Below are 14,178 nucleotides of genomic sequence, written 5' to 3'. Positions count from 1 at the left end.
TTCGAGGGCTCACCCGAAGCGGGAGGCCATCCGGCGGAACACGCCGGGCGCGACCCCGTGGATCCGGGCCGGGAAGCCGAGCCAGTGCGGGACGTAGAGGCGGTCCCGCTCGGTGGTCATGGTGGCGACCACGGTCTCCGCGACCCGTTCCGCCGAGACCGGGCGCGGGCGTTCGCGCTGGTAGGGGGTGCCCCGACGGTCGAAGAACGGGGTGTCCACCGCGCCGGGCAGGACGAGCCGCACGCCGACGCCGGTGCCGCGCAGTTCGTACCAGAGGCTCTCGGCGAACATCGCCAGCCCGCCCTTGGTGGCCGAGTAGCCGGACTCGTCGCGCACGCCGACCTGACCTGCCATCGAGCCGAGCAGCACGATCCGGCCGTGGCGGCGCTCCAGCATGCCGGGCAGCAGCATCCGGACCAGGCGCAGCGGAGCAGCGAAGTTGACCTCGATCATCCGGTCGAGGGTGTCGGAGGGGGTCTCGGCGAACGGGCCGCGCCAGCCGAGGCCGGCGCTGGCGACCAGCGCGTCCACCCGGCCGGCGGCGGCGAGCGCGGCCTCGGCGAGGCGGGCGGGGCCGTCCGGTTTGCTCAGGTCCTCGGGCAGGGCGCGTCCGCCGGTGCGGTCGGCGAGGGCGTCGAGGCGGGTGCGGTCGGTGCCGGAGAGCAGGGTCTGCCAGCCGGCTTCGGCCAGCCGGGTGGCGGTGGCGAGGCCGATGCCCGAGGAGGCGCCGGTGATCAGTACGACGGGGCGGTCGTTCGGCCCTGACCGCCGGGACCGCGCCCGGGCTCGCTCAGCCATCGCGGCGTCCTCCGCCATCGCTCACCTGCCGCTCCGTGGGCGTCCTACCGTCCGATTTGTCCGGCAAGTCACCTTCGCACGGCAGATCCGTCCGGGCTACCGGGGCGGGCTCGGCACTCTCGTACGAGACCGACAGTTCGGCGGACTCGCCCTCCAGTTCGCCGAAGCGCGAGAGCAGGAACGTTCCGCCCACCGCGACCGCGAAGCCGGTCAGCGCGCACCAGGCGAACCCGGGGCGGGCGGAATCCCCCAGTGAGACCACCCCCACCAGGGCCGGACCGAAGGTCTCGGCCACCGTCCCGGCGGCGGTCGCCGCCGTCACCGTGCCGCGCTGGAGGGCGAGGGCGTACGCCAGATAGCCGCCCAGCCCGCCGAGTACCAGGGCGTAGGCGGCCGGGTCGGTGAAGACGGCGGCCAGGCCGGACGCGTCCAGCACGCGCACGGCCAGGCTGGTGATCCCGAAGCCCACGCCCGCGAGCAGGCCCAGACCGGCCGCGATGGCGGTGCCGTCCCGGCGCACCAGCACCAGCGTGGCCAGCAGCATCACGACGGTGGTGGCGAGCAGCGCCCAGTGGAACGCCTCCGGGGCGTACTCCCGGCCCTCCCGACCGGAACCCAGCGCCAGCAGGCTGAGGCCGACGACGACCGCGAGGATGCCCGCGGCGTCACCCCGGCGCAGCCGTGCCCCCAGCAGCCAGACGGCGGCCAGCGCGGTGACGGCGAGGCTGGAACTCGTGACGGCCTGCACGAGGAACAGCGGGAGGCTGCGCAGGGCGACGATGCTCAGCACGAAACCGAGGATGTCGAGGGCGGTGCCGAGGATGAACTGCCAGGACCGCAGCAGCGCGGCCAGCAGCCCCGCCCGCACCCGGTCCGTGCGCGGCGCCGAGCGCGCTCCGCGCGCCTGGAACACCGCCCCGAAGCCGAAGCAGACGGTGGCGAGCAGCGCGGTGGTGAGTCCCAGCAGCATGCGTCTCCCTCGCGGGGCGGCGTCGGTCCACCACCAGTCTGGGGCCGGGGCGGCGGGGGTGCATGGGTGGGAGGGGAGGGGCTGGGGCGGCGGGGGTTGGACGGGTGAGATGAGAGAGGCCGGGGCGGTGGGGTGCGCGCACGGGACGAGAGAGGTCGGGTCGGCGGGAGTGGACGGGGTCAGGGGCGGAGCGCCACGGCGGCGTAGCCGGCCGCGTCGGCGGCGGGGACGGGGGGCTCGTCGGGGTCGGGCCGCCAGTGCGGGAGGGGGACGACGCCGGGGTCGAGGAGGGTCCAGCCGTCGAAGAAGCGGGCGAACTCGGCCCGGGTGCGGGCCTGGAGGGCGGTGCCGGCGGCCTCGTAGATGCCGACGATGCGGCTGACCTCCTCGGGGGCGAAGTCTGGCGTGATGTGGGTCATCACCAGGGCGCTGCCGGGGGCGAGCACGGACTTGAGGAATTCGACCAGCTCGTAGGCGCCTCGGGCGTCGGGGACGAAGTGGAGCAGGGCGTTGAGGGAGAGGGCGACCGGGCGGGTGAGGTCGATGGTCCCGTGCAGCCCGGGTGCGGCGAGCAGGCCGCCGGGGTCGGTGACGTCGGCTTCGACGTACGCGGTGCGTCCCTCGGGGGAGCTGGTGAGCAGCGCCTGGGCGTGGGTGAGCACGATCGGGTCGTTGTCGGCGTAGACGACCCGGGCGCGGGGCCGGATGCTCTGGGCGACCTCGTGGAGGTTGGGCGAGGTGGGGATGCCGGTGCCGATGTCGAGGAACTGGTCGATGCCCGCCCGGGCGAGGGTGCGGGTCGAGCGGTGCATGAAGGCGCGGTTGGCGCGGGCCGCCTCGCGCACCCAGGAGGCGGAGGCGAGGACGTGGCCGGCGGCCTCGCGGTCGGCGGCGAAGTTGGTGAAGCCGCCGAGGTAGTAGTCGTACATCCGGGCCGAGTGCGGCACGTTCAGCCGCAGGTCGACCCCGTCGTAGCGGCTCATCCGACTCCCCCTCGGCCCCGTGCACACCGTCCGACTCGTGCCCAGCGTATCCGGCGGCCAATCCTCTCCCCCAGGCCCAAACCACCCTCTCATCACATGGAATGACAATCTGTATTTGCCGTGCGCCCTGGAGTGACGGGGCCGATGGAATGAGGATGGGCGCGGACAGCCCGACCCTCGGGTGGCCCGGCGCGCAGCCGACGGCCACGGAAAGCAGGCTCGATGACGATCGACAGGGGTGCCCCCGCGCGGACGGCGGTGCTGGTGGAGGAGGGCCTGCGCCTGGACCTCACCTACGCCGCGTTCTGTGAGACTCACGAACCCGCTTGGCACGCCCTCGCGTTGACCAGGATAGGCAGCCAGGCCGACGCCGCGCTGGTGGTCGAGGCGGTCAAGGCGGATCTCGCCCGCTGCTGGCCGCAGGTGCTGCGGTTCGAGGAACCGGCCGCGTACGCCTGGCGGTTGGCGAACCGGCACGTCGGGGACTGGGTGGCCGCCGACGAGCCCGTCGAGGTGGAGGCGGTCACCTTCGCGGCCGTGATCGGGGCGTTCAAGCAGGTCGCCGACGGGCTGCTGCACAGTGAGGCGGACGAGGTCCGGCTGTACGCGGCGATCCTCGAACTGCCGGACCGCCAGCGGGACGTGGTGATCCTGCGCTATCTGCTGGGCCTGCACGCCAAGGTGATCGCGGCCTATCTGGGACGGCCGGTGGCGACGGTGCACTCCAATCTGCGGCACGCCCGGGAGCGGCTGGCGCGCCGGCTCGGGGTGGGCGAACTACCGGACCGGGAGGGCGAGTCGTGACCACCGACGAGAAGACCGGGCCGGTCGGCGGGGCGTGCACCACCGACGAGGGGCGCGCGGCAGTCCACGTGCCCCGACCCGAACGCGCCCACGCCGAGCGGATCGCGGCCCTGCGGCAGGCCCGGCTCACCGCCGCGCCGGCCCACCTGCCCTCGGAGCACGAGCAAGCCGCCTTCGAACTGGGCCTGGTGGTCGCCCTGGTGCTGGGCGCGCCGTGCGCCTCCCAGGGGCTGGACCTGCTGGTCAACGCGCGCCGGATCCAGCCGGAGGGGGCGGAGGTGTTCGGCGCGCTGCTGTACGCCACCGGCAGGGAGGAGGCCGCCGAGTTCTGGTGGCGCTTCGCGGCGGGCTCGGGCAGCGGGACGGCCGCGTACTGCCTCCACCTGCACCATCTGAAGCTCGGCGAGACCGACGACGCCGACTACTGGCGGGCCTGGTCCGAACAGCTGTCGACGGCCGAACGCCCGCGCGGGCCACGGACGTTGCGGGTGAAACGACCGCTGCTGCCGGAGGACGTGCGGCGCGAAATCCTCTCCCGGGTGCACCGGGGGCTGGCGCCCCAGCTGCCGCCCGCGCTGGTCGCGGTGATCGACCGGCTGCCGCTGCAGGGCGGGGACGACGAGGAGACCCAGGAGGTGCCGAGTCCGTGGGGGCTCACCTCCGGGGCGACCTCGGCGTGTTCCTGGGACCTGCCGTGGACGTTCGACGGGGCGGACCGGGAGGACGGCGAGGACCCGTTGGGGTGAGCGCGTCCCGCCGGCCCTGCCGTCCCACGTTCAGGTGAGGGCCGCGAGCCGGGCGCCGGCCCCGGAAGCTCACCCGGTAGTGCCGCGTCGAGGCAGTGGTCCAGTCCAATGTGACCATCCGGAAAGGCCGTTCGCGCAGCACGAGGGCGAGGCCCGACGATAGAATGCGCTGCATGGGAGAGCGCCCAGGCGCACCCACCGCGCCGCCCCTCGTCCTGGTCACCGACCGCGACTCCCGGCTGATCGACCCGACCCGGGCCTACCACCTCGGCCGCGACCCGACCAGCGAGATCGTGCTGGACGACCCCCGGGTCTCCTGGCACCACGCGGTGCTGCGCACGGCCGAGGGACACTGGCTGCTGGAGGACGTCGGCAGCACCAACGGCACCTACGACCAGGGCCGGCGGGTCGACCGCGAGGACGTCGGCCCGGGCACCAGCCTGCGCTTCGGCGACCCGGCCACCGGCCCGTCCGCGATCTTCGCCGGCCTGCCCTGCCCCGCCCCCGACGAGCGCCCGACCCTACTCGTCCCGCAGAGCTCGGGCGTCTTCCGCAGCCCGAGCTCGGTCCTGGAACTGCCCGGCGCCACCGTACGGATCGGCCGCTCGCAGGACAACGACCTGGTCCTGGACGACCTGCTGGTCTCCCGGCGCCACGCCGAACTGCGCGAACTGCCGGGCGGCGGGCACGAGATCGTCGACCTGGACAGCCACAACGGCACCTACCTCAACGGCCGCCCGGTGCGCCGCGCCCCGCTCGGCCCGGCCGACATCGTCGGCATCGGCCACTCCGCGCTCTGCCTGGTCGACGGCCGCTTGGTCGAGTACACCGACACCGGCGAGATCTCCCTGGACGTCCAGCACCTGGTGGTGCGGGTCGGCCCGGACCACCGGGTGCTGCTGGACGACGTCGGCTTCCCGCTCGCCGAGAAGGCGCTGCTCGCGGTGGCCGGCCCCAGCGGCGCCGGCAAGTCCACCCTGCTCAACGCGCTCACCGGGCTGCGCCCCGCCGACCAGGGCACCGTGCTGTACGACGGGCGCGACCTGTACCGCGACTACGCCGAGTTGCGCCGCCGGATCGGCCTCGTCCCCCAGGACGACATCCTGCACACCCAGCTGACCGTCCGCCGCGCCCTGTCCTACGCCGCCGAACTGCGCTTCCCCGGCGACACCGCGCCGCACGAGCGCGAGGCCCGGGTCTCCGAGGTGATCCACGAACTGGGTCTGGAGGAGCGGGACCAGCAGGTGATCGCCAGCCTCTCCGGCGGCCAGCGCAAACGGGTCAGCATCGCCCTGGAACTGCTCACCAAGCCGTCGCTGCTGTTCCTCGACGAGCCGACCTCCGGTCTGGATCCGGGCATGGAGCGCTCGGTGATGCGCATGCTGCGCGGGCTGGCCGACGACGGCCGGACCGTGGTCGTGGTGACGCACAGCGTGCTGAGCCTCAACGTGTGCGACCGCCTGCTGGTGCTCGCCCCCGGCGGCCGGACGGCCTACTACGGTCCGCCGACCGAGGCGCTGGCGTACTTCGGCCAGGAGGAGTGGCCGGAGGCCTTCGAGGCGTTCGAGAGCGACTCCGCGGGGGTCTGCCAGCAGCGGTTCCGCACCTCGCCGCAGTACCGGCGGTACGTGACGGCCGAAGCGGCGCACCCCGCGCACCCACCGGCGTCGGCCGCTCCCGTGATCGGCCGGGAGAAGCCGCAGAGCTGGCTCTCCCAGCTGGGCACCCTGGTGCGCCGGTACGCCGCGGTGCTCGCCGCCGACCGGCTGTTCCTCACCGTGATGATCGCGCTGCCGTTCATCATCGGCGTGATGTGCCGGGTGATGGCCGGCTCGCGGCTCACCGACGAGAACTCCATCAACTGCCTGCTCACGCTCTGTCTCGGCGGTGTGCTGATCGGCTCGGCCAACGCGGTGCGCGAGGTGGTCAAGGAGCGCGCGATCTACCGGCGGGAACGCGTGGTCGGGCTGTCCAGATCGGCGTACCTGGTCTCGAAGGTGGTGGTGCTCGGCACGATCACGGTGGCCCAGTCCGCGGTGCTGACCGTGGTCGGCCTGGCCGGGGTGACGCTCTCCGCACAGCCACGGCCGAACGCCCCGCCGCCGGTGACCACCGGCGTGCTGATGCCCCAGGTGCCCGAGCTGATCATCGCGATCGCACTGCTCGCCTTCACCTCGATGACGCTGGGCCTGGTGGTCTCCGCGTTCGTCGACAAGGAGGAGACCACGATGCCGCTGCTGGTGCTCCTCGCGATCGTCCAGGTCGTCTTCAGCGGCCTGATGCTCAAGCTGCACGGCGTGCCCGGACTGGAGCAGTTCGCCTGGCTGATCCCGTCCCGGTGGGGCCTGTCCGCCATGGCCCGCACGGTCGACCTCAGCCGCCTCACCGTCCCGACCCCGATCACCGCCGACCCGATGTTCCGCCACGAGCGCGGCGGCTGGCTGCTCAGCATGGTCGCGCTGCCCGTCCTCGCGCTGGCGTACGGGCTGGCGGTGCTCGCCCTGCTGCGGCGGCACGAGCCGACGATCATGCGCAAGTAGCCGCCCCGGCCACCGCCGGTAGAGTGGAAACCGACCTGCGGTGACAGTGCCGCACGCAGCCCCGGCCCCTCGGCACCGGCCCCTCGGCTCCGACTCCCGGCTCCGGCTCGCGCGGCGGAGGGAATCCACCCGCCCATGGACGAGTTCGCGTTCCGCCCCACCCACGTCGCCCCACCGAACGGCATGGCGACCTGGACGGCCCCGGATCCCGCACGCCCGTCCGCCCGGCTCGACCCGCTGCTCCCGGTCCGGCTGATCGTGCGGCAGGGCGACTGGGCCCAGGTCCTCTGCTCCAACGGCTGGACCGCCTGGGTGGACGGCCGGCTGCTGGTCGCGCTCCCCCAGCCGCCGCCCGGTGCGAGCGGCCCGCCCGCCCGCACCGCCGACCCGCGCCCCGCGCTCGCCGAGGTCGAGGCCGCGCTCTCCCGGCACCGCGCCCTGCTGGAGGACCTCGCCGCGGGCACGCTGGACCTGGAGTCCTTCCGGGAGCGGACCCGCGGCCTGCGGATCGGCCTGCTGACGGACGGCGAGGCGCTCTGGGTGTTCGACCCGGTGCACGACCGCTGGTGCTACTGCGACGGGCTGCAGCTGCAGACGTACGCGGCCACCGACCGGCCGTCGCCCGCACCGGTGTCCACCCCGGTCTCCCCGGTGCCCCCGACGACGTCGCCGGCGCCGACGCCGCCTCCGGCGGCGTCTCCGGCGGCGTCTCCGGTGCACAGCCCGTACGCGCCCACCCGGACCGGCGAGCCGTGATCCCCGACGAACCGCCCTCGGCGCCCAGCCTGCCGGCCGGCCTGGTCGGACGGAAGGTGGCCGGCTACCGGCTGGAGAAGGAGATCGGGCGCGGCGGGATGGCCGTGGTCTACCGGGCCAAGGACCTGCGGCTCGGCCGGACCGTCGCGGTCAAGCTGCTGGCCCCCGAGCTGGCCCGCAACGAGGTGTTCCGCCAGCGGTTCATGCACGAGTCCGAGGCCGCCGCGGGGATCGACCACCCGCACATCATCCCGGTGTTCGAGGCCGGGGAGCACGACGGCATCCTGTACCTGGCGATGCGCTTCGTCGAGGGCGGCGACCTGCGGGCCCTGATCAACCGGGACGGCCCGGTGCCGATCGAGCGCGCCACCCGGCTGGCGCTGCAGATCGCCTCCGCCCTGGACGCCGCGCACGACCACGAGCTGGTGCACCGGGACGTCAAGCCGGGCAACGTCCTGGTCGCCGCCGGTACCGACAGCGAGCACCCCGAGCACCTGTACCTGGCGGATTTCGGGCTGACCAAGAAGTCCCTCTCGCTCAGCGGGCTGACCAGCGTCGGCCAGATCGTCGGGACGCTGGACTACGCCGCGCCCGAGCAGATCTCCGGCAAGCCGCTGGACGGGCGCTGCGACCAGTACAGCCTCGGCTGCGTGGTCTACGAGCTGCTCGCGGGCACCCCGCCGTTCCGCCGGGAGAGCGACCTCGCCCTGCTCTGGGCGCACCTCAACGACCCGCCGCCCGGGCTGCTCGGGCCGCGGCCGGACCTCCCGGAGGCGGTCGAGGCGGTCGTCGCCCGGGCCCTCGCCAAGGAGCCCGGGGAGCGGTACCCCAGCTGCCTGCGGTTCGTCGACGAGCTGCGGGCGGCCATCGGGCCCGCTCCGTGGAGCGGGAGCGGGCCGCCCACCCGGGCCGTCCCGGCCGTCGCCCGGGCCCCCGGCGCCCCGGTACCGGAGCCGCCCGCCTGGGCCGGCCCGGTCGTCCACCCACCGTTCCGGGACTGACAGGGAGCCATCGACCATGAACGCCGTGAGCCAGGTCTTCGCCATGCTCGCCGCCGCGATCCACCTCGTGGTGTGGCCGCTGGAGAGCTACCTGTACGGGCACCCTCGGGTGCGCTACCTGCTCACCGGCAGCACGGCGGACGCCCCGGAGGTCCGGCTGTGGCGCTTCAACGTCGGCTTCTACAACCTGTTCCTGGCCCTCGGTCTGGTCGCGGGCCTGGTCCTGCTGCACACCGGGCACTCCGGATCGGGGCGGCCGGTGATCCTGTACGTCGCCGCGTTCATGGTGGCCGGCGGGATCACCCTGGTCGTCTCGGAGCCGAAGCTGTGGCGCGGCGCCCTCGGCCAGGCCGTCCCCGCGGCGGTCATCCTGATCGCCGAGGCGGTCTGAGGGCGTCCGGGGGCGGGGCCGACCTCGGCCGGGCCCTCAGCCGCCCGCGTCCTGCGTGACCTCCCCGCGGCGCCGCACCCGCGAGGCGAGCAGCGCTCCGATCAGCCCGGTCACCAGCCCCCAACCCACCGCCAACGGCACCGCCGGCCACAGGGCCGGGCGCAGCGTCAGGCTGCCGCTGCCCAGCGTCGCCAGCGGATTGCTGCCGCCGAGGACCGCGCCGAGCAGGTCCCCCAGACCGCCCTGACCGAGCCCGACACCCAGGACGGACAGCCCGTAGTCGGCGTCCATCCGGGTCCACAGGCCGACCAGCAGCACGGTGACGGCGGTGGCCAGGGCGAAGCGGACGGCGTGCTGCCCGAGCCGGACGCTGCGCGGGGAGCGGTGGGCGGCGAGGAAGGCGGCGGCGAGCAGCAGCACGGCGGCCACCGGCAGCAGCCACCAGCTGCGCGGGTCGTGGTCGGCCAGGCTGCCGAGGTCGATGGTCGCCTCCTTGCCACCGGGCGCGCGCAGCACCGCGCTCAGCGGCTCCGGGACGGGCAGGCCGAGCCCGCCGACCAGCCGGCCGTGCCACGCGGCGCCGAGGCCGATGCCGAAGGCCAGCCAGACCAGGTCGGGCAGGGCGAGCAGCAGCACGGCCATGGTCCGCCGGGGGTCGTCGTGCGTGATCGCGATGATGATCCCGGCGACCGCGCCAATCACCACGTACGCCAGCAACACCAGCCAGAGGGCGAACGCGGCCGGGCGGACGGCGAGTTGGTAGGCCAGTAGACCGCGCGGCAGCGGTGCCCGCCGGGACACCGCGAAGGCCGCCGCGAGCACCAGCAGCAGCCAGGCCAGCCCGATGCCGATCGTGGTGGGGCCGTCCGCGTGGAAGCCGACCTCGGGGGTGAGCCCGAGCGCACCGCCGATGGTCTGCACCAGACTGCCGCCGAGCTGGATCACGAAGGTGTGCTTGGCGGTGACGGTGATCACCACCAGGGCGATCAGCCAGAGCACCACCGTGCGGGCGATCCGGCCGAGCAGTTCACCGCCGCCGGCGACCGCGCGGAAGCGCAGTTGGCGCAGGAACACCTCGGCCATCACCACCGCGCCGACCAGTGAGACGGACAGCGGCATCGCATCGACCCCGGCGTCCACGGCGGCGAAGTTTCCCGCCCCGCCGTCGAGTTGGACGGATCCGCCGACGGCCAGCGCCAGCGTCGCGGCGAGCACGGGCGGGAAGCCGCCCTCCGGAAGGTCGTCGGCGCCGGCCAGCCAGAGGCCGAGCGCGGCCACCGCCGCCATCGCGACGAGCCCGGCCAGCACGACCGCGAGTGCGTCCAGCCAGCCGCGGACGGCGCCGGGCGGGCCGGCGGCCCCGGTGGTGGGCTGCTGCATGCCGCCTCCCTCTGTTCGAACGGGGCTGATCCGGTCCCAGGGTGTGATCCGCTCCTGGGGCTTGATCCGTTCCCGGGGTGTGATCCGTTCCAGGGGTGTGATCCGTTCCAGGGTGACCGACCGCCGCCGGACACGCTCGGCGACGGCGGTGGCACCTGCTGTTGCGGCGAACGGGGCACCGGGGGAGAAATGGAAGCCAGTGGCAGGAGTTTTCCCGTGCCGGCCGTTCGCGCCGGCCGCCTGCGAAACGGAGCCTCGATGAGTTCCCAACCGCCTCCCTCCGGGCCGCCGAGCGAACCGCCGTACGGCCCGCCGTCCGGTCCCCCTTCCGGCCCGCTTGCCCGCCCGCCCGCCGGTGGCGGCGCCGCCGGACCGCCGTCCGTGCCACCACCGCCCTCGGGCCCGTCCGGGTCGTCCGCCGGTGGTGCGGGCGGCGGCCCGCACAGGCCGTGGTGGCGCTCCAGGAGGGGCCTGTCGGTCGCCGCGGCGGTGGTGGTGGCGGCCGTGGTGGCCACCGTGCTGGTCGTCAACAACCAGGGCGGCAAGCACGAGGCCATCCCGAGCGCCGATGAGGTCGCCCTGCAGGCCCCGGCCGATCCCGGGCCCGCCCCGTTCACCCCTTCGGTGGAAACCCAGGGCGTGAGCGCTCCCGCGCCCACCACGGCACCGCCCACCACAGCACCGCCCACCACGGCGCCGGCCACCACGGCGCCGGCCACCACGTCCACCACCGCGCGGACCCAGCCGGGCGGTTCACCGAAGAGCGGCTCCCCGGCCGTCCTGCACAGCGTGCAGGGCAGCTCGGCCGGGCTGTACGGCGGGACGATGAGCAAGCCCAGCTGTGACACCGAACGGCTGATCGGCATGGTGGGCAGCGGCGACGCCGGTCGGGCCTGGGCCTCGGCGGCGGGCATCGACCAGTCCGCCGTCCCGTCCTACCTGCGCTCGCTGACCTCGGCGTACCTGCGGGTGGACACCCGGGTGACCAACCACAGCTACAAGAGCGGCGCCGTGGTGCAGTACCAGTCGGCGCTGCAGGCTGGCACCGCCGTCCTGGTGGACTCCCAGGGCGTGCCCCGGGTGCGCTGCGCCTGCGGCAACCCGTTGAAGCCGGCGACACTGGTGAGCAACGCCAAGTACACCGGGAAGGCGTGGACGGGCTTCCAGCCGACCACGCTGATCGTGGTGGCGCCGGCCCCGCAGCCGGTGACCGAGATCATCCTGGTGAACATCGAGACGGGCGGCTGGTTCTCCCGGCTGACCGGGCGGATCGACGTGGTGGACAAGCACGTCGATCCGCCCAGGGGCCCGCTGGCGCCGGGCATCCCGCCGCCCGTCCCGTGGAAGCCGACCACTCCGACGGCGACGGCGTCGACGTCGGCGAAGGGATCCACCTCCGCGTCCGGGTCCACGTCGGCGAAGGGGTCCACCTCCGCATCAGGGTCCACGTCGGCGGCCTCCTCCGGCGCGACCTCCTCCGGCGCGACCTCCTCGGCGGCGACCTCCTCGGGTGCGACGACGTCCGGGTCCGCGACCTCCGGCTCGACGACATCGGGCTCGACAACGTCCGGCTCGACCACCTCCTCGGGCACGCCGTCCGGGACGACCGCCTCGTCGAGCACGTCCACGTCGACCGGATCCGCGTCCGCGTCCGGGTCCTCGGCGAGCACGACGACCACCAGAGCCCCGACGGCAACGGAGACCACGACCACCCGAGCCCCGACGGCCACGGAGACCACGACCACCCGAGCCCCGACGGCAACGGAGACCATGACCGCCAGGAGCCCGACGGCCACGGAGACCACCGCTTCCCGACCTCCGACGGCCACGGAGACCACCGTTTCCCGGCCTCCGACGACCACCGAGACCACGACCACCGGGACGGGCACGACCACCGGGACGCGCACGACACCCTGACCGCATGAACTCCTCGCTGCCACCGGCCATCGCGAACGCCGGTGGCAGCGGCGCGTCTCAGGCGCCCGCCCCGGGCAGCAGCACCTCGGCCTCCGCCGGACCGAGCACCCGTCCGTCCGCCGCGCGCACCTCCACGGGCGCGACCGGCGCGCCCGACGCGCGGTCGACCAGTCGGGCCCGGGGCTCTCCCTCGGCGAAGAACCACTGGTCACCCCACTGCCGCAGGGCGGTGATCACCGGGAACAGGGCACGCCCCTGCTCGGTGAGCAGGTACTCCTGGTACGGACCGCCGTCGGCGGCCGGGGCGAGTTCGAACACCCCGTTGGCGACCAGGTCGGCCAGCCGGGCCGACAGGATGTCCTTGGCCAGCCCCAGGTTCTTCTGGAACTGTCCGAAGCGGCGCAGCCCGTCGAAGGCGTCACGAACGCGCCGGGTCAAGTCCGGGGATGCGCCCGGATATCCGCGCTTCCGCTCGTACAAGCGGTTCGACACTGTGGAGTTCCCGAAGGACGGCGACGGATGCCGCTGGGATTCTGCCGATGTCCCAGGTGCCCATGCGCGTTCCCCTCGTGTTCGTGTGCGATGAATGCTTGCACGCCCCACTGACACTGACCCGGCGTCAACTCCACGCATTAATCGGTGGCCAACGATGCGGCGGACCGGCAGAGTGCCGTCGTGATCAGCAGAGGACTGGACGAGGACGGGTACATCGCGCGGGAGGGTTCGCTGGACCGCGTCACGGCGGAGTTCGCCCCGGTGGTCGACGCCGCCCGGGAGCGGATCGCCGCCGCGTTCGGCCCCGCCCGGCTGCACGGCGCCTACCTGTACGGCAGCATCCCGCGGGGCACCGCGGTCCCCGGTGTCTCCGACCTCGACCTGCTGCTCGCCCTGCGCCGCCGGCCCACCCCGGACGACCGCGCCGAGGCCGACGTCCTGGAGGCCGCCCTCGATTCGGCCTTTCCCCAGGTCAACGGCGTCGGCGTGCTCCTGTTCGACACGGACACGCTGCTCAGCGAGTTGGAGCGGTACGACCTGGGATGGTTCGTCGCCTGCCTCTGCACCCCGTTGCTCGGCGAGGACCTCGCCGGGCGGCTCCCCCGCTACCGCCCGAGCCCCCTGCTCGCCCGCGAGACCAACGGCGACCTCGCGCTCGTCCTCCCCCGCTGGCGCGAACGACTCGCGGCCGCCGCCACCCCGGGCGTCGCCGCCCAGGACGCCGATCTCGCAGCGCTCAGCCGCACCGTCTCGCGCCGGATCGTCCGCACCGGCTTCACCCTGGTCATGCCCCGCTGGAACGGCTGGACCAGCGACCTCACCGTCTCCGCCGAGGCCTTCGCCGCCCACTACCCCGACCGCGCCGAGCAGATGCGCCTCGCCGCGGCCGTCGCCCGCACACCCACCACCGACCGCGCCGTCCTGACCGTGCTCATCGACGACCTGGCCCGCTGGCTCGCCGCCGAGTACTCCGCGGTCCACGGCGAGAAGGCACCGCGCCCATGACCGGCCACCCCCTCGTCCGCGAGGTCTTCCCCGATCTCGTCCACGAGCTGGTCGCGCTCCTGGAGCAGGAGGGTGAGCCCGAACTCGCCGTCCACGCCCGGGATCTGCGCCTGGTCGCGGACTGCGGCTGCGGCGACGACTTCTGCCAGAGCTTCCACACGGAGCCCCACCGGGCCGGACAGCCGTACGGCCCGGGCCATCGCTGCGTGCCGCTGCTACCCGCGAAGGGCACCCTCTTCCTGGACGTCGTCGACGGCCGGATCATGTACGTCGAGGTGCTCGGCCATGAGCCCCTGCGGGACCTGCGCGTCCACCAGCCCGAGCAGCCCGACCGACCCGGCCGGCCCGACGACTGGCCCGGCCGGTGAACGCCCGTCACCCGGAATGACCGA

At 74.1% G+C, this 14,178-nt stretch carries 14 protein-coding genes and 1 pseudogene; 10 read left to right on the top strand and 5 right to left on the bottom strand.

The annotated features are described in order from the left end of the window. Positions 1-9: 9 nt before the first annotated feature. The 3 genes from O1G21_RS36745 to O1G21_RS36735 all read right to left on the bottom strand — a co-directional run bounded on the left by O1G21_RS36745 (position 10) and on the right by O1G21_RS36735 (position 2,751). Complete coding sequence (locus tag O1G21_RS36745) at positions 10-798, bottom strand: SDR family NAD(P)-dependent oxidoreductase (protein ID WP_270149907.1); 789 nt, start codon at positions 796-798, stop codon at positions 10-12. Next, on the bottom strand, positions 791-1,768 hold the full coding sequence (locus O1G21_RS36740) for a hypothetical protein (protein WP_270149906.1): 978 nt from the start codon (positions 1,766-1,768) through the stop codon (positions 791-793). The genes O1G21_RS36745 and O1G21_RS36740 overlap by 8 nt, the downstream gene beginning before the upstream one ends. Before the next feature lie 179 nt (positions 1,769-1,947). Beyond that, entirely contained in the window at positions 1,948-2,751 is an 804-nt protein-coding gene (locus tag O1G21_RS36735; protein WP_270149904.1) for an SAM-dependent methyltransferase, read from the bottom strand. A 222-nt stretch (positions 2,752-2,973) separates the two neighbouring features. Between O1G21_RS36735 and O1G21_RS36730 the strand changes: the two genes are divergently transcribed. The 6 genes from O1G21_RS36730 (at position 2,974) to O1G21_RS36705 (ending at position 8,989) form a co-directional block, all read left to right on the top strand. Continuing rightward, positions 2,974-3,555 (top strand): RNA polymerase sigma factor, encoded by a 582-nt coding sequence (locus O1G21_RS36730; RefSeq protein WP_270149902.1) that lies wholly within the window; start codon positions 2,974-2,976, stop codon positions 3,553-3,555. Further along, a complete protein-coding gene (locus O1G21_RS36725; RefSeq protein ID WP_270149901.1) occupies positions 3,552-4,301 on the top strand; it encodes a hypothetical protein in 750 nt (249 codons plus the stop codon). The genes O1G21_RS36730 and O1G21_RS36725 overlap by 4 nt, the downstream gene beginning before the upstream one ends. A 173-nt stretch (positions 4,302-4,474) precedes the next feature. Next, on the top strand, positions 4,475-6,841 hold the full coding sequence (locus O1G21_RS36720; protein WP_270149899.1) for an FHA domain-containing protein: 2,367 nt from the start codon (positions 4,475-4,477) through the stop codon (positions 6,839-6,841). 135 nt (positions 6,842-6,976) lie between these two features. Beyond that, positions 6,977-7,597, top strand: coding sequence for an SH3 domain-containing protein (locus O1G21_RS36715; RefSeq protein WP_270149898.1), 621 nt, complete (start codon positions 6,977-6,979; stop codon positions 7,595-7,597). After that, positions 7,594-8,598 (top strand): serine/threonine-protein kinase, encoded by a 1,005-nt coding sequence (locus O1G21_RS36710; RefSeq protein WP_405000763.1) that lies wholly within the window; start codon positions 7,594-7,596, stop codon positions 8,596-8,598. Before O1G21_RS36715 ends, O1G21_RS36710 begins: the two co-directional genes overlap by 4 nt. Positions 8,599-8,614: 16 nt before the next feature. Next, the gene (locus O1G21_RS36705) at positions 8,615-8,989 is read left to right on the top strand and encodes a DUF1304 domain-containing protein (RefSeq protein ID WP_270149897.1); all 375 of its coding nucleotides are present in this window, start codon (positions 8,615-8,617) and stop codon (positions 8,987-8,989) included. 36 nt (positions 8,990-9,025) lie between these two features. Here O1G21_RS36705 and O1G21_RS36700 read toward each other — a convergent pair whose 3' ends face one another. Then, positions 9,026-10,369: a streptophobe family protein gene (locus O1G21_RS36700; RefSeq protein WP_270149896.1), complete on the bottom strand. Its 1,344-nt coding sequence runs from the start codon at positions 10,367-10,369 to the stop codon at positions 9,026-9,028. A gap of 189 nt (positions 10,370-10,558) precedes the next feature. Here O1G21_RS36700 and O1G21_RS41885 point away from each other — a divergent pair, with 189 nt between their 5' ends. Further along, positions 10,559-12,286, top strand: coding sequence for a DUF6777 domain-containing protein (locus tag O1G21_RS41885; protein ID WP_405000762.1), 1,728 nt, complete (start codon positions 10,559-10,561; stop codon positions 12,284-12,286). Between the two features lie 57 nt (positions 12,287-12,343). Here O1G21_RS41885 and O1G21_RS36690 read toward each other — a convergent pair whose 3' ends face one another. Next, entirely contained in the window at positions 12,344-12,724 is a 381-nt protein-coding gene (locus O1G21_RS36690; protein ID WP_270149893.1) for a winged helix-turn-helix transcriptional regulator, read from the bottom strand. Here O1G21_RS36690 and O1G21_RS36685 point away from each other — a divergent pair. From O1G21_RS36685 to O1G21_RS36675, 3 genes and pseudogenes are all read left to right on the top strand, one after another. Further along, positions 12,642-12,821 (top strand): annotated as a pseudogene (locus O1G21_RS36685) (hypothetical protein); the annotation flags it as partial. The gene O1G21_RS36690 and the pseudogene O1G21_RS36685 sit on opposite strands and share 83 nt — an antisense overlap. A 140-nt stretch (positions 12,822-12,961) precedes the next feature. After that, positions 12,962-13,786, top strand: coding sequence for a nucleotidyltransferase (locus O1G21_RS36680; RefSeq protein ID WP_270149891.1), 825 nt, complete (start codon positions 12,962-12,964; stop codon positions 13,784-13,786). Further along, complete coding sequence (locus O1G21_RS36675) at positions 13,783-14,154, top strand: hypothetical protein (RefSeq protein ID WP_270149890.1); 372 nt, start codon at positions 13,783-13,785, stop codon at positions 14,152-14,154. Before O1G21_RS36680 ends, O1G21_RS36675 begins: the two co-directional genes overlap by 4 nt. Positions 14,155-14,178 lie beyond the last annotated feature (24 nt).

The sequence above is a fragment of the Kitasatospora cathayae genome (assembly GCF_027627435.1).
Taxonomy (GTDB): Bacteria; Actinomycetota; Actinomycetes; order Streptomycetales; family Streptomycetaceae; genus Kitasatospora; species Kitasatospora cathayae.
Note: the sequence above shows the minus strand (reverse complement) of the source record. Positions and strands in the feature narration are given on the sequence as shown.

Bases quoted from the DNA above. Each gene is read 5' to 3' on its own strand.
- O1G21_RS36675 (WP_270149890.1), top strand. From the start codon at position 13,783: ATGACCGGCCACCCCCTCGTCCGCGAGGTCTTCCCCGATCTCGTCCAC.
- O1G21_RS36720 (WP_270149899.1), top strand. From the start codon at position 4,475: ATGGGAGAGCGCCCAGGCGCACCCACCGCGCCGCCCCTCGTCCTGGTC.
- O1G21_RS36700 (WP_270149896.1), bottom strand. From the start codon at position 10,369: ATGCAGCAGCCCACCACCGGGGCCGCCGGCCCGCCCGGCGCCGTCCGC.
- O1G21_RS36740 (WP_270149906.1), bottom strand. From the start codon at position 1,768: ATGCTGCTGGGACTCACCACCGCGCTGCTCGCCACCGTCTGCTTCGGC.
- O1G21_RS36715 (WP_270149898.1), top strand. From the start codon at position 6,977: ATGGACGAGTTCGCGTTCCGCCCCACCCACGTCGCCCCACCGAACGGC.
- O1G21_RS36735 (WP_270149904.1), bottom strand. From the start codon at position 2,751: ATGAGCCGCTACGACGGGGTCGACCTGCGGCTGAACGTGCCGCACTCG.
- O1G21_RS36705 (WP_270149897.1), top strand. From the start codon at position 8,615: ATGAACGCCGTGAGCCAGGTCTTCGCCATGCTCGCCGCCGCGATCCAC.
- O1G21_RS36730 (WP_270149902.1), top strand. From the start codon at position 2,974: ATGACGATCGACAGGGGTGCCCCCGCGCGGACGGCGGTGCTGGTGGAG.
- O1G21_RS36745 (WP_270149907.1), bottom strand. From the start codon at position 798: ATGGCTGAGCGAGCCCGGGCGCGGTCCCGGCGGTCAGGGCCGAACGAC.
- O1G21_RS41885 (WP_405000762.1), top strand. From the start codon at position 10,559: ATGGAAGCCAGTGGCAGGAGTTTTCCCGTGCCGGCCGTTCGCGCCGGC.